Annotated in this window: 31 protein-coding genes; 20 read left to right on the top strand and 11 right to left on the bottom strand. The window is 67.3% G+C overall.

Translation table 11 applies throughout. From position 1 onward, the window contains the following. Positions 1-134: 134 nt before the first annotated feature. From ACT53M_RS17015 to ACT53M_RS17005, 3 genes are all read right to left on the bottom strand, one after another. Complete coding sequence (locus tag ACT53M_RS17015; RefSeq protein WP_476234909.1) at positions 135-482, bottom strand: hypothetical protein; 348 nt, start codon at positions 480-482, stop codon at positions 135-137. A gap of 134 nt (positions 483-616) precedes the next feature. Next, on the bottom strand, positions 617-2,278 hold the full coding sequence (gene recN / locus ACT53M_RS17010; RefSeq protein WP_476234907.1) for a DNA repair protein RecN: 1,662 nt from the start codon (positions 2,276-2,278) through the stop codon (positions 617-619). Positions 2,279-2,324: 46 nt separating this feature from the next. Next, positions 2,325-3,128: an outer membrane protein assembly factor BamD gene (locus tag ACT53M_RS17005; RefSeq protein WP_476234905.1), complete on the bottom strand. Its 804-nt coding sequence runs from the start codon at positions 3,126-3,128 to the stop codon at positions 2,325-2,327. A 125-nt stretch (positions 3,129-3,253) separates the two neighbouring features. Between ACT53M_RS17005 and ACT53M_RS17000 the strand changes: the two genes are divergently transcribed. Together ACT53M_RS17000 and ACT53M_RS16995 are read left to right on the top strand one after the other, a co-directional pair. Beyond that, positions 3,254-4,096 carry a class I mannose-6-phosphate isomerase gene (locus ACT53M_RS17000; RefSeq protein WP_476234903.1) on the top strand — a complete coding sequence of 281 codons (843 nt, stop codon included), beginning with the start codon at positions 3,254-3,256 and terminating at the stop codon, positions 4,094-4,096. 83 nt (positions 4,097-4,179) lie between these two features. Beyond that, complete coding sequence (locus tag ACT53M_RS16995) at positions 4,180-4,632, top strand: glycine zipper 2TM domain-containing protein (protein ID WP_476234902.1); 453 nt, start codon at positions 4,180-4,182, stop codon at positions 4,630-4,632. 38 nt (positions 4,633-4,670) lie between these two features. On the opposite strand, the gene ACT53M_RS16990 is transcribed toward ACT53M_RS16995, so the two are convergent. After that, positions 4,671-4,898, bottom strand: a complete 228-nt coding sequence (locus tag ACT53M_RS16990) for a hypothetical protein (RefSeq protein WP_476234900.1) — start codon at positions 4,896-4,898, stop codon at positions 4,671-4,673. A 115-nt stretch (positions 4,899-5,013) separates the two neighbouring features. Here ACT53M_RS16990 and ACT53M_RS16985 point away from each other — a divergent pair, with 115 nt between their 5' ends. The 6 genes from ACT53M_RS16985 to ACT53M_RS16960 are packed head-to-tail and all read left to right on the top strand — an operon-like array spanning position 5,014 to position 8,886. After that, positions 5,014-5,739 carry a hypothetical protein gene (locus ACT53M_RS16985; RefSeq protein WP_476234898.1) on the top strand — a complete coding sequence of 242 codons (726 nt, stop codon included), beginning with the start codon at positions 5,014-5,016 and terminating at the stop codon, positions 5,737-5,739. A 58-nt stretch (positions 5,740-5,797) separates the two neighbouring features. Further along, complete coding sequence (crcB, locus tag ACT53M_RS16980; protein WP_476234896.1) at positions 5,798-6,178, top strand: fluoride efflux transporter CrcB; 381 nt, start codon at positions 5,798-5,800, stop codon at positions 6,176-6,178. Beyond that, a complete protein-coding gene (locus ACT53M_RS16975) occupies positions 6,175-7,278 on the top strand; it encodes an RluA family pseudouridine synthase (RefSeq protein WP_476234894.1) in 1,104 nt (367 codons plus the stop codon). The genes crcB and ACT53M_RS16975 overlap by 4 nt, the downstream gene beginning before the upstream one ends. Before the next feature lie 56 nt (positions 7,279-7,334). Next, a complete protein-coding gene (locus ACT53M_RS16970) occupies positions 7,335-7,994 on the top strand; it encodes an HAD-IA family hydrolase (protein ID WP_476234892.1) in 660 nt (219 codons plus the stop codon). Continuing rightward, positions 7,991-8,212 (top strand): hypothetical protein, encoded by a 222-nt coding sequence (locus ACT53M_RS16965; RefSeq protein WP_476234891.1) that lies wholly within the window; start codon positions 7,991-7,993, stop codon positions 8,210-8,212. The genes ACT53M_RS16970 and ACT53M_RS16965 overlap by 4 nt, the downstream gene beginning before the upstream one ends. Beyond that, entirely contained in the window at positions 8,209-8,886 is a 678-nt protein-coding gene (locus ACT53M_RS16960; RefSeq protein ID WP_476234888.1) for an ATP12 family chaperone protein, read from the top strand. Before ACT53M_RS16965 ends, ACT53M_RS16960 begins: the two co-directional genes overlap by 4 nt. Before the next feature lie 69 nt (positions 8,887-8,955). On the opposite strand, the gene gmk is transcribed toward ACT53M_RS16960, so the two are convergent. The 3 genes from gmk to fumC form a co-directional block, all read right to left on the bottom strand. Beyond that, positions 8,956-9,639, bottom strand: coding sequence for a guanylate kinase (gene gmk, locus ACT53M_RS16955; protein WP_476234887.1), 684 nt, complete (start codon positions 9,637-9,639; stop codon positions 8,956-8,958). 70 nt (positions 9,640-9,709) lie between these two features. Further along, the gene (locus ACT53M_RS16950) at positions 9,710-9,904 is read right to left on the bottom strand and encodes a hypothetical protein (protein ID WP_476234885.1); all 195 of its coding nucleotides are present in this window, start codon (positions 9,902-9,904) and stop codon (positions 9,710-9,712) included. 48 nt (positions 9,905-9,952) lie between these two features. Next, positions 9,953-11,347, bottom strand: a complete 1,395-nt coding sequence (fumC, locus tag ACT53M_RS16945; RefSeq protein ID WP_476226938.1) for a class II fumarate hydratase — start codon at positions 11,345-11,347, stop codon at positions 9,953-9,955. A 181-nt stretch (positions 11,348-11,528) separates the two neighbouring features. Here fumC and ACT53M_RS16940 point away from each other — a divergent pair, with 181 nt between their 5' ends. Continuing rightward, complete coding sequence (locus ACT53M_RS16940; protein WP_476234884.1) at positions 11,529-12,311, top strand: TorF family putative porin; 783 nt, start codon at positions 11,529-11,531, stop codon at positions 12,309-12,311. A 9-nt stretch (positions 12,312-12,320) separates the two neighbouring features. Here ACT53M_RS16940 and ACT53M_RS16935 read toward each other — a convergent pair whose 3' ends face one another. After that, on the bottom strand, positions 12,321-12,806 hold the full coding sequence (locus tag ACT53M_RS16935) for an SspB family protein (protein ID WP_476234883.1): 486 nt from the start codon (positions 12,804-12,806) through the stop codon (positions 12,321-12,323). A gap of 71 nt (positions 12,807-12,877) precedes the next feature. Between ACT53M_RS16935 and hisB the strand changes: the two genes are divergently transcribed. The 6 genes from hisB to ACT53M_RS16905 all read left to right on the top strand — a co-directional run bounded on the left by hisB (position 12,878) and on the right by ACT53M_RS16905 (position 16,399). Further along, positions 12,878-13,465, top strand: coding sequence for an imidazoleglycerol-phosphate dehydratase HisB (gene hisB, locus ACT53M_RS16930; RefSeq protein WP_476234882.1), 588 nt, complete (start codon positions 12,878-12,880; stop codon positions 13,463-13,465). Next, positions 13,465-13,749, top strand: coding sequence for a YciI family protein (locus ACT53M_RS16925; protein ID WP_476234881.1), 285 nt, complete (start codon positions 13,465-13,467; stop codon positions 13,747-13,749). Before hisB ends, ACT53M_RS16925 begins: the two co-directional genes overlap by 1 nt. Continuing rightward, on the top strand, positions 13,746-14,348 hold the full coding sequence (hisH, locus tag ACT53M_RS16920; protein WP_476234880.1) for an imidazole glycerol phosphate synthase subunit HisH: 603 nt from the start codon (positions 13,746-13,748) through the stop codon (positions 14,346-14,348). The genes ACT53M_RS16925 and hisH overlap by 4 nt, the downstream gene beginning before the upstream one ends. Positions 14,349-14,425: 77 nt before the next feature. Continuing rightward, positions 14,426-15,154 (top strand): 1-(5-phosphoribosyl)-5-[(5-phosphoribosylamino)methylideneamino]imidazole-4-carboxamide isomerase, encoded by a 729-nt coding sequence (gene hisA / locus ACT53M_RS16915; protein ID WP_476234879.1) that lies wholly within the window; start codon positions 14,426-14,428, stop codon positions 15,152-15,154. After that, entirely contained in the window at positions 15,151-15,912 is a 762-nt protein-coding gene (gene hisF / locus ACT53M_RS16910; protein ID WP_476234878.1) for an imidazole glycerol phosphate synthase subunit HisF, read from the top strand. Before hisA ends, hisF begins: the two co-directional genes overlap by 4 nt. Positions 15,913-16,057: 145 nt before the next feature. Next, positions 16,058-16,399 carry a hypothetical protein gene (locus tag ACT53M_RS16905; protein WP_476234876.1) on the top strand — a complete coding sequence of 114 codons (342 nt, stop codon included), beginning with the start codon at positions 16,058-16,060 and terminating at the stop codon, positions 16,397-16,399. Between the two features lie 54 nt (positions 16,400-16,453). On the opposite strand, the gene ACT53M_RS16900 is transcribed toward ACT53M_RS16905, so the two are convergent. Next, positions 16,454-16,855, bottom strand: coding sequence for a YbaN family protein (locus tag ACT53M_RS16900; RefSeq protein ID WP_476234874.1), 402 nt, complete (start codon positions 16,853-16,855; stop codon positions 16,454-16,456). Here ACT53M_RS16900 and ACT53M_RS16895 point away from each other — a divergent pair. The 4 genes from ACT53M_RS16895 (at position 16,854) to ACT53M_RS16880 (ending at position 19,785) form a co-directional block, all read left to right on the top strand. Continuing rightward, positions 16,854-17,135, top strand: coding sequence for a hypothetical protein (locus ACT53M_RS16895; RefSeq protein WP_476234872.1), 282 nt, complete (start codon positions 16,854-16,856; stop codon positions 17,133-17,135). The genes ACT53M_RS16900 and ACT53M_RS16895 overlap by 2 nt on opposite strands. Positions 17,136-17,166: 31 nt before the next feature. Then, the gene (locus ACT53M_RS16890; protein ID WP_476234871.1) at positions 17,167-17,484 is read left to right on the top strand and encodes a phosphoribosyl-ATP diphosphatase; all 318 of its coding nucleotides are present in this window, start codon (positions 17,167-17,169) and stop codon (positions 17,482-17,484) included. Between the two features lie 264 nt (positions 17,485-17,748). Continuing rightward, positions 17,749-18,126 carry a histidine triad nucleotide-binding protein gene (locus ACT53M_RS16885; protein WP_476234870.1) on the top strand — a complete coding sequence of 126 codons (378 nt, stop codon included), beginning with the start codon at positions 17,749-17,751 and terminating at the stop codon, positions 18,124-18,126. A 132-nt stretch (positions 18,127-18,258) separates the two neighbouring features. Beyond that, on the top strand, positions 18,259-19,785 hold the full coding sequence (locus ACT53M_RS16880) for an amino acid permease (protein ID WP_476234869.1): 1,527 nt from the start codon (positions 18,259-18,261) through the stop codon (positions 19,783-19,785). A 367-nt stretch (positions 19,786-20,152) separates the two neighbouring features. Here the strand turns inward: ACT53M_RS16880 and ACT53M_RS16875 are convergent, their stop codons facing one another. Beyond that, a complete protein-coding gene (locus ACT53M_RS16875) occupies positions 20,153-21,151 on the bottom strand; it encodes an adenosine kinase (RefSeq protein WP_476234867.1) in 999 nt (332 codons plus the stop codon). A 72-nt stretch (positions 21,152-21,223) separates the two neighbouring features. Here ACT53M_RS16875 and ACT53M_RS16870 point away from each other — a divergent pair, with 72 nt between their 5' ends. Further along, entirely contained in the window at positions 21,224-21,619 is a 396-nt protein-coding gene (locus ACT53M_RS16870) for a hypothetical protein (RefSeq protein WP_476234865.1), read from the top strand. Here the strand turns inward: ACT53M_RS16870 and queG are convergent. After that, a complete protein-coding gene (queG, locus tag ACT53M_RS16865; RefSeq protein ID WP_476234934.1) occupies positions 21,602-22,738 on the bottom strand; it encodes a tRNA epoxyqueuosine(34) reductase QueG in 1,137 nt (378 codons plus the stop codon). The two genes, ACT53M_RS16870 and queG, sit on opposite strands and share 18 nt — an antisense overlap. Positions 22,739-22,747: the final 9 nt, after the last annotated feature.

Raw genomic sequence — 22,747 nt, 5'->3', positions numbered from 1 at the left:
GAGGGCGAAAGCCCGAGCCGCAACGCTGCAACGCAAGGCGGCGGATGGGGCATCGAGCCCCATCCGCCGCCAAAACCCACCCCTGCCCCCTCCCTTTTCAGGGAGGGGAACTTAGTGGTTTACCCTCCCCCGCCTCAGCGGCGGCGGTAATCGCCGTCATGCTTTTCGAAATGGACCCGTGCCGCGAGGCGATCGAAGCGACGATCGAGGTCACGGCGCTCGGCGGGGGTCAGGCCGGGCCGCGAACGGCGATAGGCATCTTCTCGCCGCTCGATCGAGCGGAGTTCGGCACGGAGCGAACGAGCCTCGCTGCGGCTCAGCGCACCCGAACGGACGCCCTGATCGATCCGCGCGCTCAGCGCACCCTCACGCGCGCTGATGCTCTGCCAGCCGGCCTGATAGGGCGCGGGCGCGGCGATCGCGGCCGGAACGGCGCTGACGGCGATGCCCAGGCTGGCGACGATCAGCTGAATCTTCTTCATGATGGCACTCCTCCAAAAAACTGGACCGTTCCCAACGGTCGAGTGCCGTTATCGCTGCGGGCTGTCGCAACGCTTTGGCAGGAATGCCGATTTTCTGTCACCGATTGTCGCAGGCGCGCGCGGTTCGTTCAGGTTCAGGCGACCAGCAGCCGCTCCGCCTGCGCCCGCGCCTCCGGGGTAATCTCTGCACCCGACAGCATCCGCGCGATTTCCTCGCGCCGCTCTTCGGGTGTGAGCGGCGTCACGCCGGTGCGCGTAACCAGCCCGTCATGGCTCTTGGCGATCAGCAAGTGGCGACGGCCGCGCGCCGCGACCTGCGGACTGTGCGTCACCACCAGCAGTTGCGAACGATCGGCCAGCCGCGCCAGCCGCTCGCCGATCGCATCGGCTACCGCGCCGCCGACGCCGCGGTCGATCTCGTCGAAGATCAGCGTGTGCGCCCCGCCCTCTTCGGCCAGCGCCACTTTCAACGCCAGGATGAAGCGCGAGAGCTCGCCGCCGCTGGCGATCTTGATCAGCGGCGCAAAGGGCGCGCCTGGGTTGGTCGAGACTTCGAATTCCACCCGGTCCATGCCCGCCGAGGTCCATAGGCCTTCATCGAGCGGTTCGACGACGGTGCGGAAGCGCGCGGCATCGAGCTTCAGCGGCTTCAGTTCGGCCGCCACCGCCGAATCGAGCCGCGCCGCCGCCAGCGTACGCGCCGCCGACAGGGTGCGCGCCGCCTCGCGATAGACATGGTGCGCTTCCGCTGCTGCTGCTTCCAGCCGGGCGATGCCTGCCCCACCGCTCGTCACACGCTCCAGCCTTGCTGCCAGTTCGGCCTGGAGCGCGGGCAGTTCGTCGGGCTGTACCCGGTGCTTGCGCGCCAGACCGCGCAGGTCGAACAGCCGTGCCTCGTCGGCCTCCAGCGCTGCCGGATCGAAGGCAAGCGCCTCGGCGGCGCTGTCGACGCGCGCCTGTGCCTCGCTGCCTTCGCCGATCGCGCGGTCGATCGCTTCCAGCGCCTCGGCCAGATCGGCATGATCGCCCGACACGCGCTCCAGAATCCGCGCCGCCTGGCGCAGCCGCGCAAGCCCGCCGTCGGACCCGTCGAGCAAATCGGCGATTGCCTGCAGGTCGGTGGCGATCTTCTCGCCGCGCTGCATCGTCGCCCGGCGCTCGGCAAGGCGTTCCTCCTCGCCTTCCTCCGGCGCCAATGCGGCGAGTTCGGCGACGGCATGTTCCAGCCATTCGCGGTCGCGCTCGGCGGTCTCCTGCTCGGCGCGGGCCACTGCCAGCGCATCCTCGGCCGCGCGCCATGCCCGATGCGCGACCGCGACAGGCCCCGTATCGCATCGCCCGAACGCATCGAGCAGCGCGCGGTGACCGCGCGGATTGAGCAGCCCGCGATCGTCATGCTGGCCGTGGATTTCGACAAGGTGCGGCGCCAGTTCGCGCAACAGTCCCGCTGATGCCGGCTGATCGTTTACGAAGGCGCGGCTGCCGCCATCGGCCTTGACGATCCGGCGGATCAGCAGCGGTTCGCCGGGCTCCAGCTCCATGCCGTTCTGGGCGAACAAATTGGCGATCTCGCCGTCGGCGGCGGGCGACGCAAAGCTCGCCACCACTACCGCCTGTGCCGCGCCGTGGCGCACCAGCCCGCTATCGGCGCGCGCGCCCAGCGCCAGCCCCAGCGCATCGAGCAGGATCGACTTGCCTGCCCCGGTCTCGCCGGTCAGCACGCCAAGCCCTTCGCCGAACTCCAGGTCCAGCGCCTCGATCAATACGACGTCGCGAATGGAAAGCGCGGTCAGCATCAGCGCCTCCTATCGCAGGAACAAGGCCGGAACGGAAGCGGCGAAATCAGGCCTTGGGCTTGGTTTCCGCCGCAACCTTGTCCTTGTTCTTCTGGATCAGGTCATAGGCGTGCTTGTACCAGTCGGTACCCGGATAGTTGGCGCCCAGCACGGCGGCCGCCTTCTCCGCTTCCTCGGGCACGCCCAGCGCCAGATAGCTTTCAGTCAGCCGCATCAGCGCCTCTGGCACGTGGGTGGTCATCTGATACTGGTCGACCACGGTGCGGAAGCGGAGCGCCGCCGCCAGCCACTGGCCGCGCACTTCATAGAAGCGACCGACTTCCATTTCCTTGCCGGCGAGGTGGTCGCGCACCAGGTCCATCTTCAGCCGCGCATCGGCGGCATATTTGGAATTGGGGTAGCGCCGCATCAGTTCGCCCAGCGAATCGAGCGCCTGCTGGGTGATCTTCTGGTCGCGGGTAACGTCGCTGATCTGTTCGTAATAGGAAATGCCGATCAGATAATAGGCATAGGGCGCATCGCGGTTGCCGGGATGCACCGCCAGGAAGCGCTGCGCCGAGGAAATCGCCTCGGGGTAATCGCGGTTCAGATAATAGCTGAACGCACCCATCAACTGCGCGCGGCGCGCCCACACCGAATAGGGATGCTGGCGCTCCACTTCGTCGAACAGCGCGGCAGCCAGCTTGTACTGGTGCTGGTCGAGCTTCTGCTTCGCCGCGCTGTAGAGCGTGCCCACGTCGCGGGCGACATAGGGCAGATCCTTGGCCGAGCGCTTGGCGCAGCCGGCGACGGAAAGGGCGAGCACCGGAAGGAGCGCGAGCGCGGCCGCGCGAGGCATGGAGATACGCATAGGCTCGCGGGCTTAGCGCAGGCGCATGGCGTCAAACAATCCTTTTCGGGGCGGGATTGCGGCGGATCGCGGATCGGGCCACAGGCATTTCAGCCCGGTAACCGCTTTCCAGTCAGAGAGACCCCATGCCCGCCACGCTTCTCGCCACGCACCGCGTCGAAAAACCCTGGGGCCGCCACACGCTGTGGCCCGGCTTCGCCGATCCCGCCGCCGATGGCGAACCGGTTGGCGAAATCTGGTTCCAGACGCCGGGCGACAGCACCCCGGATTTGCTGATCAAGTATCTGTTCACCAGCGAGAAATTGTCGGTGCAGGTACATCCGAACGACGAACAGGCGCAGGCGGTGGGGCTGCCGCGCGGCAAGGACGAATGCTGGATCATCCTCGACGCCGAGCCCGATTCGACCATCGCGCTGGGCACCAGGGCGCCGGTGGAACGCGAGGCACTGCGCGCCGCCGCGCTCGACGGCTCGATCGAGCATCTGCTCGACTGGAAGCCGGTCAAGGCCGGTGACTTTTTCTATTCGGCTTCGGGCACGGTGCATGCGATCGGTGCGGGAATCACGCTGATCGAGGTGCAGCAGAACAGCGAGACGACCTACCGACTCTATGATTACGGCCGCCCGCGCGAGCTGCATCTGGACGAGGGCATCGCGGTGTCCGACCCGGTGCCCTTCGTCCCCCACCCGATGCCGGGCAAGGTGTCCGACGACCGCACGATCCTGGTCGAAGGGCCGAAATTCGTGCTCGAACGCTGGGAAGGCGGCCATCGGCGCTTCGACATGCCGGAAGGCGTGACCGGCTGGCTGATTCCGGTGCGCGGCGAAGGCGTCGCCGACGGCATCGCCTTCAAGGCCGGCGAGTGCCTGACGCTGACCGGCCATGTCGAACTGCACGCCGAAGTCGGCAGCGACCTGCTCTTCGCCTATTCGGGCGACACCCGGATCGCACAGATGGACGTGCGCTGAACCGGGCGTAGTTCCCGGTTCACGCAACCCCATGCGGCGGCGGGACGTTCGGCACGCATCGATAACGACGAGGAGTTGATTCGATGCGCATGCTGCTCATCGCCGCCGCCGCTGCGGCGCTCACCGCGCCGGCAGTGCCGGCAATGGCCCAGGACTATCGCGACCGCGGCGGCTGGCAGGACCGCGATCATCGGGATCACCGCGACGGCGATTGGCGCCGCTGGCGCCAGTATGACTATAACCGCCCCGCGCCAGGTGCGCGGCAATATTGGGCTGACGATTATTATCGCGACGGCCGCTATTATCGCGAGCGTCGCCTGACGCGGAACGACCGCATCTACCGCGGCCGCGACGGCCGCTATTATTGTCGCCGCTCGGATGGCACCACCGGCCTTATCGTCGGCGGCGTGGCCGGCGGCCTGTTCGGCAATGCCCTGTCCTCAGGCGGTAACGCGATGCTGGGCACCCTGCTGGGCGCGGCCGCCGGCGCCGCGATCGGCCACTCGGTCGACCGCGGCAATATCCGCTGCCGCTGATAAGGACAGGTGCCGGGCGCCGCGCGCGCCCGGCGCCTTCAGATGATGCCGCCGGTCAGCATCAGCCGCGCGCCGCTGATGATCAGGATCAGCAGGTTCAGATTGCGCCCCGCCGACCCGCGCGAAAGCAGGCCGAACGCCGCCCCGACAATGGCGATCGGAAACGCCGCCCAGTTGGTCAGCGGCAGGAAGGGGAACGGAATGATCCCCACCAGTGCAAAGGGCAGCGCCACCAGCCCGATCAGCAGCGAGATCGCATTGAACATGGCAGCGATATAGGCCCCGCCAGGTGTGTTATCAAGATATGACGCTTCGGTGTGCCCAACGCTTCCTTAACCTTCCTTCGGCATCCCGCGACAAGGATCCCGAAGGACAATGCCGATGGCCCGCCGCTTCTTCCTGCCGCTGCTGCTGCTCCCGCTGAGCCTGACTGCCTGCGGCGAAGGCCCCGCGCCTGCCGACAATGGTGACGCCGCCAACGCTGCCGATCCCGCGCTCACCGCCGCGCTGCAGGACCAGATCATGGTTGATCCGCAGCTCAGCCGACAGGCCAATGGCGATGCGGTGCGGCCGCCGACCCAGCCCTATTCCGCCGGCGTCCCCGCCGACGATGTCGCGAAGAATGGCGGCCCTGCCGATACCGGCGGGTTGCTCCACGCGCCTGCGGCCAAGCCTGCCCCCAAAGGGTGCAGCCATTGCGCCGCGGCGCGGGAATCGGTGACGCTTGGCGCGCTTGCCCAGCGCCAAAAGGGCCTTGGCGGCAAGGCCTGCGCCGCGCTCACTTATTCCGCCGGCTGGTCGCAAAAGCTGCCAGCCGACCTGCCGCTCCATCCGCAGGCGCATGTCAGCGAAGCCGCGGGCAGCGACGGCGGAAGCTGCCGCATCCGCGTCGTCAGCTTCTCCACGACGCTGCCGGTGCAGGTGATGGTCGACTGGTATTATACCCGGGCGGTACGCGCCGGCTATTCGGCCGAACATCTGCTTGATGGACAACAGCATATCCTGGGCGGCACCCGCGATCGCGACGGCGGCGCCTATGTCCTCTATCTCGAGCCGCGCAAGGACGGCGGCACCGACATGGACCTGATCGCCAACAACGGCGGATAAGCGGGTCGGACAGCCCGCCAGCGGTTTCCCTCTGCGCCAAACCGCGCTAGGTCGCGGCATGCCCAATCTTCTTCTTGTCATGCTCGGCGGCGCGCTCGGCTCCGCTGCGCGCTATCTGGTCGGCCGCGCCACCATCGCGATCGGCGGCGTCGACTATCCCTGGGGCACGCTGACGGTAAACGTCCTCGGCGGCTTCCTGATGGGATTGCTCGGTGCGCTGCTGGCGCGGTTCGACGAAGGCGGCGAGCAATGGCGTCTGTTGCTGGGGGTCGGCGTGCTCGGCGGCTTCACCACCTTTTCGTCCTTCTCGCTCGATACGTTCAACCTGATCGAGCGGGGCGCGCTGCTGATGGCGCTTGGCTATGTGCTGGTGTCGGTGATCGGGTCGCTGCTGGCACTGGTCGCGGCCGTATATCTGGTCCGTGAGGTGACGGCATGAGCGGCGAGAACGACGTCCGCCAGTTCGTCGTCGGCCTCGACGATGATGGCATCCGGCTCGATCGCTGGTTCAAGCGGCATTTGCCGGATGTGAGCTTCAATACCGTGTCGCGCTGGGCGCGCACCGGCCAGCTCCGCGTCGATGGCGCGCGCGCGACGCCGGGCGACCGCATCGCCGAAGGCCAGACGATCCGCGTCCCCCCGGCGGAGGCCCCCAAGCCTGCCGCCGCAGTCCGTCCGAAGTCGACCCGCCCGCCGCTCAGCGCCGAACAAACCGAGCTGGCCCAGTCCATGGTGATCCACCGCGACGCTGCCGCGATCGTCCTCAACAAGCCCCCCGGCCTCGCCACCCAGGGCGGCACCAAGACGTTCGAGCATGTCGACGGCCTGCTCGACGCGCTCCAATTCGAGGCGGAGGGGCGTCCCAAGCTGGTCCACCGGCTCGACAAGGACACTTCGGGCGCGCTGCTGATCGCGCGTTCGGCGCGTGCGGCAGCGTTCTTTTCGAAGAGCTTTTCCAGCCGCACCGCGCGCAAGATCTACTGGGCGCTGGTGATCGGCGTGCCGGACATCGAAGACGGCTTCATCGAGCTGCCGATCGGCAAACAGCCCGGCACCGGCGGCGAGAAGATGCAGGTCGACGAGGAAGAGGGACAGCCCGCCCGCACCCGTTACCGGGTTATCGAGCGCGCCGGCAACCGCGCCGCCTGGGTCGAACTCCAGCCGTTCACCGGCCGCACCCATCAGTTGCGCGTCCATATGGCGGCGATCGGCCACCCGATCGTCGGCGACGGCAAATATGGGCTGCAGGAGGCGTTCCTCACCGGCGGGATCAGCCGCAAGATGCACCTCCACGCGCGCCGCATTCGCATCGACCATCCCGATGGCGGCAAGCTCGACGTCCGCGCGGAGCTGCCGCACCATTTCGCCGAATCGATGCATACGCTAGGTTTCGATCAGGCAGTGGGCGACGCGCTGAAGCTCGACGAAGGCCCCCCGCCGCTGACGCGCGAGATGCAGAAGCAAAAGGCCAAGGCCCACGCCAAGACGGTGCGCAAGGAACGCCGCGGCGAACGTCGCGGCCGGGGCACGAAGAAATAGCCGTGCGCCTGCAACCGCGTTCGTCGGGAGGACGGCCAAGCGCTTGGCATGCACCCATGAACCGCCTCGCCCTTTTCGATTGCGACGGCACGCTGGTCGACAGCCAGGCGAGCATCTGCCTCGCCATGGAGCATTGCTTCGCCGCGCAGAAGCTCGATCCCCCGGAGCGCGCCGCGATCCGCCGGATCGTCGGCCTCAGCCTGGTCGAGGCGATCGCCACGCTGTTGCCCGAAGCCGACGACACGCTCCACCGCCACATGGCAGAGGCCTATAAACAGGCCTATTTCACCCTGCGCACCGCCGGCCCCATCGAGGACGAGCCGCTCTACGACGGCATCCTCGAAAGCATCGAAACACTCGACGCCAATGGCTGGCTGCTCGGCGTCGCCACCGGCAAATCCGATCGCGGGCTGCTCCGCGTGCTCGAGGCGCACGGCCTGCGCCGCCGCTTCGTCACGCTCCAGACCGCCGATCGCCACCCGTCCAAACCGCATCCCTCAATGGTCGAAGCCGCGATCGCCGAGGCCGGCGCAGCGCCCGAAACGACGGTGATGATCGGCGACACCAGTTTCGACATGGCGATGGCGGTCGCGGCGGGAGCGCACCCCCTGGGTGTTGCATGGGGCTACCACACTCCCCATGATCTGCACGCGGCCGGCGCGGTGCGGGTCGTGGAGCATGCGTCGGACATCCCGCCGCATCTGGAGGCCTTATGACCGACGCCGATCGCTTGGCGCGCAATCGCTATTTCCTGATGATGGCCGCCAATCTGGTGGGTGTGGCCGGCGCGGTGCTCGGCCTGCTGATCGCCGGGCGCGCCCACACGACCGAGCTGACCATGCTGGGCGGCACCCTACTGCTCGCATCGCTCTGGGTGATGGCCGCCATTCCCCGAATGCTCGCCCGCCGCTGGAGGACTCCCCCGGAAGCATGAAACGATTCTGGAAAACCGTCGCCGTCGAGGACGGCGCGATCGCGCTCGACGGCCGCCCCGTCCGCACCCCTGCCCGCGCGCCGCTGGCGCTGCCGACGCCGCAACTGGCTGCGGCGGTGGCCGAGGAATGGCGCAGCGTCGGCGAGGAAGTCGATCCGCGCGCCATGCCGCTCACCGGCCTGTCCAATGCCGCGATCGACCAGATCGCCCCGAACGCCGCCGCCTTCGCCGCCGATCTGGCGCGCTACGGCGAGAGCGACCTGCTCTGCTACCGCGCCGATTCAACCGATCCGCTGGTCGCGCGCCAGGCCGCGCACTGGGATCCGCTGCTCGACTGGGCGCGCGGCCGCTACGACGTGCATTTCGAGACTGTCGCCGGCATCATGCACCGTCCCCAGCCGCCGACAACGATCGCCCGACTGAACGAAGTCGTCGCAGCACTCGATCCCTTCTGCCTCGCCGGCCTGTCGCCGCTGGTGACGATCACCGGCTCGCTCGTCGCATCGCTCGCGCTGCTGGAAGGGGCCGCCGACCGCGAAGCCGTGTGGCGCGCCGCCCAGCTCGACGAAGACTGGCAGGCCGAACAATGGGGCGAAGACGAACTCGCCACCCGCGCCCGGGCCGTCCGGCGCGCGGACTTCGATGCGGGGGCACGGTTTCTGGGGTTGCTGTGAGGAGCTGTTCGCCCTCACCCTTCCCACCGCCTGCGGCGGCGGGAAGGGTGAGGGTGACGAATTCGCCCCTTACAAAACCTCTGCTTCCCCGGTCGGGTCGCCGCGCTTCATCAATCCGCGGATGAAGCCGATCAGGCCGGTCTGGCGCGAGCGCTTCAGCCGTTCGGCCTTCAGGATCGTGTGCACTGCCTCGAAGCAGCGGTCCGCATCGTCGTTGACCAGCACATAGTCATAGCCGTCCCAGTGGCTCACTTCGTTGGCGGCGCGGGCCATGCGGTGGGCGATCACCTCGCTGCTGTCGGTCGCGCGGCCTTCCAGCCGGCGGTGCAGTTCGGCCATGGACGGCGGCAGGATGAACACGCGCACCACGTCGCCACCCATCGTCTGATAGAGCTGCTGCGCGCCCTGCCAGTCGATGTCGAACAACATGTCGCGGCCGGTTGCCAGCACCGCATCCACGGGGCCCTTGGGCGTGCCATAGCGATGCTGGAAGACGTGCGCCCATTCGATGAAATGGTGCTGCGACACCATCTCGCGGAACTGGTCGACGCTAACGAACGTATAGTCGACGCCGTTGACTTCGCCTGTGCGCGGCGGGCGCGTCGTTACCGAGACGGAGACGGCAAGATCGGGTTCGGCAGCGAGCAGCTTGCGCGCAATCGTCGACTTGCCCGCACCCGATGGCGAGGAAAGGACGAAGAGAACCCCGCGGCGCCGAAAGCCATGCGGGTCGTGTTCGTGATGATCGGCCATGGGAGCCTTTGGCTTGGGTGCGGGGCGCACGTCAAGCCTAAGGCGCCACCACGGCGCGCGGCAGAAAGTGTCAGGCGGTGCCGTCGAGCTTGCGCTTCAGGTACAATGCGCCCGCCGCACCGGCGCCCAGCACCAGCGCCGCCGGCACGACGCGCTTGGCAACTTCCCAGGTGGCGATGCCGATCACCGCCCCCATCGCGCCGCCCTCACCGTCGCGCCGGTCGATGCTGCTGCCGATCCAGCCCGCAATTACCTTGCCGATCATCCAAGTCTCCTTTTGGACGAACAACGGCGCATGCGGGCCGGGGTTCCCTCAGCGGCCGACCATTGTCTCCGGCCGGACATACTGGTCGAACGTCGCTTCATCGACCAGGCCCAATGCCAGACCCGACTCCTTCAGCGTCAGGCCCTTTTCATGCGCGTTCTTGGCGATCTTGGCGGCATTGTCATAGCCGATCGCCGGCGCCAGCGCCGTCACCAGCATCAGCGAGCGGTTGACGAGGTCCGCGATCTGCTTCTCGTTCGCCTTCAGCCCGTCGACGGTGCGTTCGGCGAAGCTTTCCATGCCGGTCGCCATCAGCGTGATCGAGCGCAGCACGTTCGAGCCGATCAGCGGCTTGAACACGTTGAGCTCCATATGGCCCTGCATGCCGCCCACGGTGACGGCCACGTGGTTGCCGATCACCTGGCCCGCGACCATCGTCAGCATTTCGCACTGGGTCGGGTTCACCTTGCCCGGCATGATCGAGCTGCCCGGCTCGTTCGCCGGCAGTTCCAGCTCGCCCAGGCCCGAACGCGGGCCGGAACCCAGCAGACGGATGTCGTTGGCGATCTTGGTCAGCGACACCGCCAGCGTGTTGCAGGTGCCCGACAGGTTGACCAGCTGGTCCTTGGTCGCCAGCGATTCGAACTTGTTCGGCGCGGTGACGAACGGCAGGCCGGTGATCTTGGCGATCTCGGCCGCGACATCCTCGGCATAGTTGGGCGGCGAGTTGAGCCCGGTGCCGACAGCGGTACCGCCCAGCGCCAGCTTGAAGATGTCGATTTCCAGCACGCTCTGGAACCGCGCCCGCGCGGAGGCGAGCATCGCGGCATAGCCCGAAAATTCCTGGCCCAGCGTCAGCGGCGTCGCGTCCTGCAAATGGGTGCGGCCGATCTTGACGATATGGTCCCAATCCTTCGCCTTCTTGTCGAGCGCACCGTGCAGCCGCTCGAGCGCCGGATAGAGCTGCAGCGTCACGGCGCGCGCGGCCGCGATGTGCAGCGCGGTCGGGAAGCTGTCGTTCGACGACTGCGCCATGTTGACATGGTCGTTCGGGTGGATCGGCGACTTGCCGCCGCGCTTGCCGGTAAGGATTTCGTTGGCACGGCCGGCGATCACTTCGTTGACGTTCATGTTCGTCTGGGTGCCGCTGCCGGTCTGCCAGATCACCAGCGGGAACTGGTCGTCGAGCTTGCCGTCGATCACTTCCTGCGCGACCTGATCGATCACCTCGGCGATCTTGGGGTCGAGCCCGTGCTTCACATTCACCCGCGCCGCCGCCTGCTTCACGATTGCCTGGGCATGGACGATGCCGATCGGCATCCGCTCCTGCGCGCCGAACGGGAAATTCTCGATCGAGCGCTGGGTCTGCGCGCCCCAATAGGCGTCGGCGGGAACTTCGATCGCGCCGATCGAGTCGGTTTCGGTACGGGTGGTCTGAGTCACAGGATCCTCCGGGATGATTTGGCGCGGCTGTAGGAGCAAAAGTCCCGCTTCGCCAAGCCCGGATGGATCGAAGTCGGCTAAGCGCCGGAAACATTTGATAACTTGCCCGGCCCGCCGGACGCGCTAGAGCAGCCACGCCACCGGCCGCAAACAGGCAGGGGCATCCGCAGGAAACATATCGATGCAGAAAAGCCAAGCCCGTAACCGGGCGCGCGCCGCCCGGCGCGTCTCCGCCTTTGCCGCCACGCTGCTGGCGGGCGCGCTTGCCCCGGCCCTTGCCCCCACCCTCGCCCATGCCCAGTCCGTCACCGGCGGGGTGGAAATCGCCAGCGACGAAAATCGCCGCGGTATCAGCTGGAGCGAAGGCAAGGTTTCCGCCTCGGCAGATGCTTCCGCGTCGCTGGCCGGCTTCGACCTGTCTGGCCGAATCGCCGCTACCCGCAGCTCGGTGCGAAGCGCCGGTGCCGATGCGGTTGCCGATGTCGAGCTGGGCCGCGTCTTCCAGATCGGCGCGTTCGCGCTGCGCGGCTATGCCACCGGCCATTTCTTCGCCGGTGCACGCGGGCGGATGGACTATGGCGAACTCGGCGGGAGCGGCAGCTTCTCGCTCGGCCCCGTGCAACTTGGCGCCGGCCTCACCTACGCCCCGCCGCAAAGCGCGATCGGCGGCGACAATGCCTATGCCTATGCGAACGGCAATGTCGGGATTCCCGGCACCGCCTTCACCGTGCTGGGCGGCGCCGGGCATAGCTGGGGCGATTCGGATGGCCCCCGCTCGGCCCGCTTGCGGCCGACCGGCAGCTACAGCGACTGGCATCTCGGCATTGAGCGGACCAAGGATGCGCTGACGCTGGGGATCACCTATACCGGCACCGACATCCGCGAAGGCGCCGCTCGCTCGCCCTATGCCGACGCAGGCCATGCCGGCGACCGGCTGGTCGCCCGGGCACGGCTGGCATTCTGAGAAACCGGCTTATTTCTTCCGCTTGAAGTCCACCGAGACGACGTTGGAGCCGTCATCCGCCGGCTTCACCGCCGATGGGCCGTCATTTTCGGCTTCGTCATGCGGCTCGGGGTCTTCGGGGCCTTCCTGCGCCTGGAAACGCAGGTCGAAATTGACCGCCGGATCGTGGAATCCGGTGATCGCCGCGAACGGGATCGTCAGGATCGAGGGAATCTGGTTGAAGCTGAGCCCGACCGAAAATTTGCGGTCGTCGACCGTCAGATCCCAGAAGCGGTGCTGCATCACGATCGTCATTTCGTCGGGGAAACGCTCGATCAGCCGCTTGGGAATGTCGACCCCCGGCGCCTGGGTCTTGAAGGTGATGTAGAAATGGTGCGCGCCCGGCAGGCCGCCGGTTTGCGCGACCGAGCCGAGAACGCGGCCCACAACGGCGCGCAGGGCCTCCTGCACGATCTCGTCATACGGAATCAAACTATCGGGCACGTCGCCAGTCATGCCCTCTGGGTAGCGGCTGGAAAATTGCGGTCAAGATTGCATGCGACGCAGCGCGCGTTATGTGCACCCCCATGCGCACCGCGACGATCAGCCGCAAGACGAGCGAAACCTCGATCGACGTCACCGTCAATCTCGACGGTACCGGCGTCTATTCCATCAGCACCGGCATCGGCTTTTTCGACCATATGCTCGAACAGCTCAGCCGCCATTCGCTGATCGACATGGAGGTGAAAACCGTCGGCGATCTGCATATCGACCAGCATCACACGGTCGAGGACACCGGCCTTGCGATCGGGGAAGCCATCGCAAAAGCGCTCGGCGACAAGAAGGGCATCCGCCGCTATGCCGATGCGCTGTCGCCGATGGACGAGACGCTGACCCGGGTGGCGATCGACATTTCCGGCCGCCCCTATCTCGTGTGGAAGACCGAATTCTCCCAGAAGAAGCTGGGTGAGATGGACACCGAGATGTTCGAGCACTGGTTCCACAGCTTCGCCCAGACCGCCGGGCTGACGCTGCATGTCGAGACGCTGTACGGCAGCAACAACCACCATATCGCCGAAGCCGCGTTCAAGGGCCTGGCCCGCGCGCTGCGCGAGGCGGTGGAGATCGATCCGCGCAAGGCAGGCGTGATCCCCTCCACCAAGGGAGTGCTGTGATGATCCTCGTGCTACTCACCTACAAGGTCGATCTTGCCGAAATCGACGCGCTGCGCCCCGCGCATCTCGACTGGTTGAAACAGGGCGTCGCCGACGGCCGGCTGCTGGTGGCCGGGCGGAAGGTGCCGGTGACGGGCGGCTTCTTCTTCGCGCGCGGCGGCCTCGACGAAGTGAAGGCCTGGGCCGCGACCGATCCCTTCGCGACCGCCGGTGCGGCCGACTATGACTTCATCGAAGTCGCGCCGAGCGTGCTCGCACCGGGGCTGGAGTTGCTCGGCCAGTGAGCGTTGCGCTGATCGACTATGGCGCGGGCAACCTCCATTCGGTGCACAATGCGCTGAAGGCGGCCGGCGCTACCGACATCGCCGTCACGGCCGATCCGGAAGCAGTCCTCCGCGCCGAGCGCGTCGTACTACCCGGCGTGGGGGCGTTCGGCGCGTGCGCGGCGGGGCTGCGCGCGATCCCCGGCATGGTCGATGCGCTGGAGACGCGGGTGCTGCGCGACGCCATGCCGTTCCTGGGCGTGTGCGTGGGGATGCAATTGCTGGCGACCACGGGCGAGGAACTCGGCACCCATGCCGGCCTCGGCTGGATTCCCGGCACCGTGCGTCACCTGCCGGCGGGGCCGGACGTACGCGTGCCGCACATGGGCTGGAACGACGTGGTGCCCGTGTCCGAACACCCGCTGATCGAGCCGGGCGAGGCCTATTTCCTCCACAGCTTCGCGTTCGAGGGCGAAGCGGTGCTGGCGACCACCCACCATGGCGGCCCGGTGACGGCGGCGATCGGCCGCGACAACTTCGTCGGGCTGCAATTCCACCCCGAAAAGAGCCAGCGCTACGGCATCGCTCTGCTGGAGCGGTTCCTGGCGTGGAAGCCGTGAGGGCAGCCCGCTCGACCATCGCGCCCCTCCCGCTCGCGGGAGGGGAACGCAGACGCCGCGCCGACATGGACAAACCAATGACCCTGCACATCTTCCCCGCCATCGATCTCAAGGCCGGCCAGGTCGTCCGCCTTGCCGAGGGCGATATGGCCCGCGCCACCGTCTATGGCGACAACCCTGCCGCCCAGGCCGAACTGTTCGCCAGGGCGGGCGCCGAATGGCTGCATGTTGTCGATCTCGACGGCGCCTTTGCCGGTGAGTCGGTGAACGGCCTCGCGGTTGCCAACATCCTCGCCAAATTCCGCGGCAAGGTGCAGCTGGGCGGCGGCATCCGGAACCGCGAGTCGATCCGGCGCTGGCTGGAAATGGGCGTCACCCGCGTCGTGATCGGCACCGCCGCGCTGGAAAACCCCGACCTCGTCCGCGAAGCCGCCCGCGCGCATCCCGGCCAGATCGTCGTCGCGGTGGACGCGCGCGACAGCATGGTCGCCACGCATGGCTGGGCCGATGTGTCGGACGTGAGCGTTGTCGATCTCGCCCGCCGGTTCGAGGATGCCGGCGTCGCTGCCCTGCTCTTCACCGATGTCGGCCGCGACGGCCTGCTCAAGGGCTGCAATGTCGAGGCGACGGTAGCGCTGGCCAAGGCCGTGTCGATTCCGGTGATCGCCAGCGGCGGCGTCACCGACATCCACGACATCCATGCGCTGCGGAAGCATGTCGAGGACGGTATCGAAGGCGTCATCTCCGGCCGCGCACTCTATGACGGGCGGCTCGACCTGGCCGAGGCGATCGAGGCCGGGCGATGACCGTCCGTGCCCGCGTGATCCCCTGCCTCGACGTGGCGAACGGCCGCGTCGTCAAGGGCGTCAACTTCGTCGAACTACGCGACGCCGGCGATCCGGTCGAGCAGGCCCGCGCCTATGACGCGGCGGGCGCCGACGAGCTCTGCTTCCTCGACATCACCGCCAGCCACGAGGCGCGCGGCACGATCCTCGACGTGGTGCGCCGCACCGCCGAGGTGTGCTTCATGCCGCTCACCGTCGGCGGCGGCGTGCGCAGCGTCGAGGATGCCCGCGCGCTGCTGCTGGCGGGCGCGGACAAGGTCGCGGTGAACAGCGCGGCGGTATCGCGCCCCGAAGTGGTCGCCGAGATCGCCGACCGCATGGGCAGCCAGTGCGTCGTAGCCTCGGTCGACGCACGGCGGACCGGCGACGGCCGCTGGGAAGTGTTCACCCATGGCGGCCGCCGCGCAACCGGCATCGACGCGGTCGAGCACGCGCTGCGCCTCGCCGAGCTGGGCGCGGGCGAGCTGCTCGTCACTTCGATGGACCGCGACGGCACCCGCGACGGCTATGACCTCGCGCTGATCCGCACCATCGCCGATCAGGTGACGGTGCCCGTGGTTGCCTCGGGCGGCGTCGGCGGGCTCGACGATCTGCTAGCAGGCATCCGCGACGGCCATGCCTCGGCGGTGCTGGCGGCGTCGATCTTCCACTTCGGCCAGGCGACGATCGCGGAGGCGCACGCGGCACTGGCGGCGGCGGGGATTCCGGTGAGGGGGTAGGGGGACGGCAGGTCGGCTTGCGTCACAATTGCAAACGCAGCTACCATATGAAATGGTAGTTCGGATGAAACGGATTTGTTTGATTGCCGCGCTTCTTCCGATCACGGCTTGTAGCGCTCGGGACGAGTCTCAACACAACAAGATCATGGATGAAATCGAAGCGAGTATTAAATTGCCGAATGGCTCGCTTCCACTAAAAAAGTACGCACGCTATTATGCGGAAGATAAAGGCAGAGTCTTTGGAGCGTACACTACTGCAACAGAAAGTCGGCCTGCCGATTTCGGCTGCGATGAGATCAAGCCGGATGGGACTTCAAAACCTGCATCTTGCCGAGCGATAGCCGATTTACCGCCGGGCCAACGCAAATGGGTGTCATTCGGTAACTGGCCACTCGTAGCGGCGGAAAACTGCCTGGCTATTCAGGTTGTGTACAATCTCAAAGCTAGAACGATCGAATATTTAGAGTGCGGGGTTCCGACACATTAGGGCGGGCCTGCCGGATGCCCGCTGTCCGCCGGTTCCCAGTCATCCCCCGGCCGATCAAACCGCCGTCGGCCGGCTCAGCACATACCAAGCGCATCCCAGCATCGCCGCCGCCACCCCGACCGCCAGCCACGGCCCCGGCCGCGCGCCCCAGGCGAACAGGCCGTAGCCGAGCGCCATGCCGGCGCAGGCGAAAACCTTCCCCTTGCGCGGGATCGCACCCTGTTCGCGCCATGCCACCAGCGTCGGGCCGAAGCGTGGATGGCCGAGCAGCCACGCCTCCAGCCGCGGCGAGGATCGGGCGAAGCAGCCGGCGGCGAGAATCAGGAAGATCGTCGTCGGCAGCAGCGGCAGCAGCGCGCCGATAAAGCCGAGCGCGACGAACACGAATCCCAGCGCCAGCCATAGCGGCCGCGCCAGCCCGTCGGGCGCTGCGGGATCGGGTTGTGGATCGTCCATGGCGACGGTGCTGCCCCGCCGCGCGGATTCGGGCAAGCGGGAAAGCCGCTTAACCCTTCGCCAACCGCCGCCGGTGCATGGAAGGGCCATGCGCGCGCTTCTGCCCCTGCTGCTCCTGGCCACCCCTGCCCTGGCCGCCGACGAACCGGCACATACCGGCGTCGCCGGGCACCGTTCGATGCCCGAGCTGTCCGATCTGGCGCTGGCGGCCTGCGCGGCGGGCGGCATCTGGCTCGTCCGCAGCCGGTTGCGGGCACGCTTCCGCCGCCGGCAGGATTGACAGCGGCGCCCGGCTCCCGCAGCCGGGGCGCATGGCCGATATTCTCGACACGCTCGAACAGACGATCCGCGACCGCCGCACCGGCGATCCCGCGGCCAGCTATGTCGCCAAGCTAACGGCGCGCGGCCGCGCCAAGATCGCGCAGAAGCTGGGCGAGGAAGCGACCGAGGCAGTGATCGCCGCGATCCAGGACGACAAGGCCGAGCTGGTGAAGGAATCGGCCGACCTGCTCTTCCACCTGCTGGTGCTGCTGGCGGACATGGGGCTCAGCCTCGACGACGTCCGCGCCGAGCTGGCGCGCCGCGAAGGCGTGTCGGGCATCGCCGAAAAGGCGGCGCGCGGGGCGTGAGGCCCGCTCCCCCTCGGTCCTGCCCGGAACGGGGAGAGCGACCACCTTTGGCTCTTTCGCTCCCCTCCCTGACAAGGGAGGGGTTGGGGGTGGGTGCGCGCGTCTGCGCGCTCCGAAAAATGCTCTCCCGACGGAAAGCGAGTCCCGCCGCCTGGCGGCGGCGGCCCCACCCCCGGCCCCTCCCTGCAATGCAGGGAGGGGAGCAAGAGAGCGCGATGCGATGCCCTCCCCGTTCCGGGGAGGATCTGAACCACGGAGCCCATCATGCCGATCGACCCCACGCTTCCCTATGACGACCAGAACGTCTTCGCGAAGATCCTGCGCGGCGAGATTCCGTCGAAAAAGGTGTATGAGGACGACTTCGCCTTCGCCTTTCACGACATCAACCCGCAGGCGCCGCATCACATTCTGGTGATCCCCAAGGGGCCGTATGTGAGCTGGGACGATTTTTCCGCCAACGCCAGCGATGCGGAAATTGCCGGCTTCGTCCGCGCGGTGGGCACGGTGGCGCGGGCGGCGGGGTTCGTCGAGCCGGGCTATCGCCTGCTCGCCAATATCGGGCAGGACGGGCATCAGGAAGTGCCGCACCTCCATGTCCATATCTTCGCCGGCAAGCCGCTGGGGCCGATGCTGGCCCGCTGAGCCGGGGAAAACTGCGTAATATTGTTTCGCGAACCACGCCGTAAGGGATTGCGCCCGCCGCTTTTGCGATTAGGCTCGCGCCTTTCGATCCAAAGGGGGCGGCGCAACGCTCGCCGCGAAGGGGACCATGCAATGATATTCGGGCGCGTAAAGCCTCTCGATGCAATCCTGGCCACGGCCGAAAAGAAATCGCTCCATCGTTCGCTCGGCGCCTTCCAGCTCACCATGCTGGGCGTCGGCGCGGTGATCGGTACCGGTATCTTCGTGCTCACCGCCGAAGCCGCGCAAAAGGCCGGCCCCGGCATGATGCTGTCGTTCGTCATCGCCGGCTTCGTCTGTGCGGTGGCGGCGCTCTGCTATGCCGAAATGGCGGCGATGGTGCCGGTGTCGGGTTCAGCCTATACCTATAGCTATGCGGTGATGGGCGAACTGGTCGCCTGGATGGTCGGCTGGGCGCTGATCCTCGAATATGCGATCGCGGCCGGCGCCGTGTCGGTCGGCTGGTCGGGCTATTTCATCGGCTGGCTCAACTCCAGCTTCCATATCACCATCCCGCTGTCGCTGGTGCGCGGGCCGTTCGACGGCGGCATGATCAACCTGCCGGCGATGCTGATCGCGGCGGTGGTGACGGCGCTGCTGATCAAGGGCACCAAGGAAAGCGCCACCGTCAACGCCGTACTGGTGGGCGTGAAGGTGATCGCGCTGGCGATGTTCGTCGTGCTGACCATCCCGGTCATCAAGACCGGCCAGTTCACGCCGTTCGCCCCGCTCGGCTTTGCCGGCATTTCGGGCGCCGCGGCATCGATCTTCTTCGCCTATGTCGGCTTCGACGCGGTGTCGACCGCCGCCGAGGAGACCAAGAACCCGCAGCGCAACATGCCGATCGGCCTGATCGGCAGCCTGGGCATCTGTACCCTGTTCTATCTGCTCGTCGCCGCCGGGGTGATCGGCACGGTGGGCGCGCAGCCGGTTTCCGGCCCCTCGGGCGTTCCGCTGTCGCCGGGCACGCCGGCCCTGTCGCAGGCATGTCAGGCGATCCACGAAGCAGCCGTTGTCTGCTCGAAGGAAGCGCTGGCCTGGACGCTGAAGCAGGTGGGCTATCCGTTCATCGGCTGGCTGGTCGGTGCTGCGGCAATCATCGCGCTGCCGTCGGTCATCCTGATGATGATGTTCGGCCAGACCCGCATCTTCTTCGTGATGAGCCGCGACGGCCTGCTGCCCGAATTCTTCTCGCGCGTGCATCCGAAGTTCCATACGCCGCACGTCATCACGCTGCTGACCGGCATCTTCGTGACGCTGTTCGCCGCCTTCTTCCCCGTCGGTCTGCTGGCAGACGTGTCGAACTCCGGCACGCTGTTCGCCTTCGCCGCGGTGTCGATCGCGGTGCTGGTGCTGCGCCGTACCGATCCGCACCGCAAGCGGCCGTTCCGCACGCCGGCGATTATGGTGACGGCACCCATCGCGATCATTGGCTGCCTCTATCTGTTCGTCAGCCTGTCGCACGCGACGATCCTGCTGTTCATCGGCTGGGCGATCATCGGCCTCATCGTCTACTTCGCCTATAGCCGCTCGCGCAGCCATGTCGGTCGCGGGCTCGACGAAGTGCACGAGCCGGAAGCCTATGAGGATCTGCAGCCGCCGGTGCCGGGCACGCACTGACGGTTCTGACCGACAAAGGAAAAGGGCCGGAGGAGCGATCCTCCGGCCCTTTTTCATCACCGCCAGCGCCATCCGAACGGCGCTTGCAAAATAGGATTTTGGCTGCTGCACTGGCGTCGGCCGACGGATGCCGTGGCCCGCTCTTTGACAAGTAATATCAAGTTGCGTTGATTGGGCCTCGTCCGCGTGGGGCTGGGCGAAAGCGGAACAGCGCACCTGCGGGAGATGCCAGCTTGCGCTGGCATGACGCTGGGGATGGGTCTCCATCCATGCAGCTTGATATAAGCCCCGAAATCGACCGCCCGGCGAAGGGATTCAACCCTCGCCGAGCCTAAACTTCCTAAACTTCACCTCCCGCGGGCGGGGCTCAGCCCACCTTCGCGGCGGCCAGCGCCTTCAGGTCCTTCTCGGCGCGCGCGCCATAATGCTGGATGATCTCCGCCGCGCAGATGGCGCCGAGGCGGAGCGAATCCTCCAGCCCGCGGCCCTGCGCCTGGCCGTGCAGGAAGCCCGCGGCGAACATGTCGCCCGCGCCCGTCGTGTCGACCAGTTCGTCGATCGGTTCGGCGGAAACCTCCACCCGCTCGTCGCCCTGCAGGGCAATCGCGCCCTTTTCGCTGCGGGTGACGACGAGTAGCGGCACCTTGCCATGGATGTGCTGCACTGCCGCTTCGAACTCTTCATGCTGGCACAGCGCCAGCAGTTCGTTTTCGTTGGCGAACAGGATGTCGATCAGCCCGTCCTCGATCAGCTTGCGGAAATCGTCGCCGTGGCGCGAGATGCAGAACACGTCGGACAGCGTGAACGCCACCTTGCGGCCGGCATTCCGCGCAATCTCGATCGCCTTGCGCATCGCGGCGCGCGGCTCTTCGGGATCCCACAGATAGCCTTCGAGATAGAGGATCGCGCCGTTCGCAATCAGCTGCTCGTCCAGCGCGCTCGCCGGCAGGAACTGCGACGCGCCGAGGAAGGTGTTCATCGTCCGCTGGCCGTCCGGCGTCACGAAGATCAGGCAGCGCGCCGTGGTCGGCTGGCCGGCCCGCACCGGCGTGTCGAAATGCACGCCCGCCGCGCGGATGTCGTGCGCGAACACGGTGCCGAGCTGGTCGTCGGCAACCTGGCCGATGAACGCGGTCTTGCCGCCTAGCGCGGCGATGCCCGCAACGGTGTTCGCCGCCGACCCGCCGGAAACCTCGCGACCGGGGCCCATCTTGGCATAGAGGGCGTCAGCCTCTTCGGGGGAGAACATCAGCTGCATCGATCCCTTGGGCACGCCGATTTCGGCAATGAAGGCATCGTCGGCCTGGGAAAGAATGTCGACGATGGCATTGCCGATCGCGACCACGTCATAGGTGGGGCTGGTCAAGTTTCTGGGCTCCAATTGAAGTTGGCGAAGCCCTAAAGAGGGGCTGTGCCAAGTGCAACCAAGGGAAAGAACTTGAACGCTCGAACGACGATCCGCCTGCTGCCCCTTTGCTTCGCGCCACTGGCGCTGGCCGGTTGCGGCCCGGCCGTGCCGGCACCGCGCAGCGCCGGCTATGTCCCGGTACCGGCGCCTGCCATAGCCCCAACCCAGCCGCTCAACCTCGCCGCAGTGCGGGGGCAGGATGCCGCGCATCTGATCGCGCGTTTCGGCGAGCCTCGGCTCGATGTGACCGAAGGCACCGGCCGCAAGCTGCAATTCACCGGGCCGATCTGCGTCCTCGATGCCTATCTCTACCCGCTACAGGGCGCCAAGGGCCAGCCGGTCGTCACCTGGGTCGATGCCCGCCAGCGCGACGGCAGCCCGATCGACCAGGCGAGCTGCGTCGCGGCGCTAACGAAGCGGCGCTGAGGCGGCCCATTCGGCGGCGACATCGGCATCGCACTCGGCCTGCGCCCGCACCGGGCGCTCGGCTTCCCAGCGCGCCGGATCGAGCCGGGACAATGCCCACACCGCCGCGCCGCGCACCACCGGCGCAGGATCGTCGAGCAGTGCCACGACTGGCGCCAACAGCGCCGCGCTGCCGCTGTTTCCCGCAGCAATCAGGCAGTTGCGCACCATCCGGTCGCGCCCGATCCGCTTGATAGGCGAGCCCGCGAACACCGCACGAAACGCCGCATCGTCGAGCGCGAGCAGATCGGCAAGGTACGGCACGGTGAGCTCGGCGCGCGGATGGAACGCCAGGGTTGCTTGCGCGGCGGCGGCGAACTTGTTCCACGGGCACACCGCCAGGCAATCGTCGCAGCCATAGATGCGGTTGCCGATGCCGGCGCGGAATGCGTGCGGAATCGGCCCCTTGTTCTCGATCGTCAGGTACGAGATGCAGCGCCGTGCATCGAGCCGATAGGGCGCCGGGAACGCATCGGTCGGGCAGGCCGTCTGGCAGGCATCGCAACTGCCGCAGCCGCCCCGCCCCTGCCCGTCCGGCGCCAGAGTGAGCGTGGTGTAGATCGCCCCCAGGAACAGCCAGCTGCCATGCTCGCGGCTGACAAGGTTGGTGTGCTTGCCCTGCCAGCCGAGCCCCGCCGCCTCGGACAGCGGCTTTTCCATCACCGGCGCGGTATCGACGAACACCTTCAAATCGGCACCCGGCGCCTCCGCCACCAGCCAGCGCGCCAGTTCCTTCAGCCGCCGCTTCATCACATCGTGATAATCGCCCCCCTGCGCATAGACGGAGATGCGCCCCACTTCCCCCGCCTCCGCCAGGGCCAGCGGATCGGTGGCAGGCGCATAGCTCATGCCGAGGGCGATCACCGAGCGGACCTCGGGCCACAGCCCGCGCGGGCTGGCGCGCTGTTCCTCGCGCTCGGCCATCCACAGCATGTCGCCATGCGCGCCCTCCGCCAGCCACTCGCGCAGCCGGGCGGCGGCAAGCGGCGTCGCCCCGGCATCGGCGATCCCGCAGGCCGCGAAGCCGATTTCGGCCGCTTTGACTTTAAGTTGCGTTTCGATGGGCTTGTCTTGTCGCACACGCACCCG

Source organism: Sphingomonas sp. DMC6 (assembly GCF_056314225.1).
The sequence above is the reverse complement of the archived record's forward strand: the minus strand, read 5'-3'. Positions and strand labels throughout refer to the sequence as shown.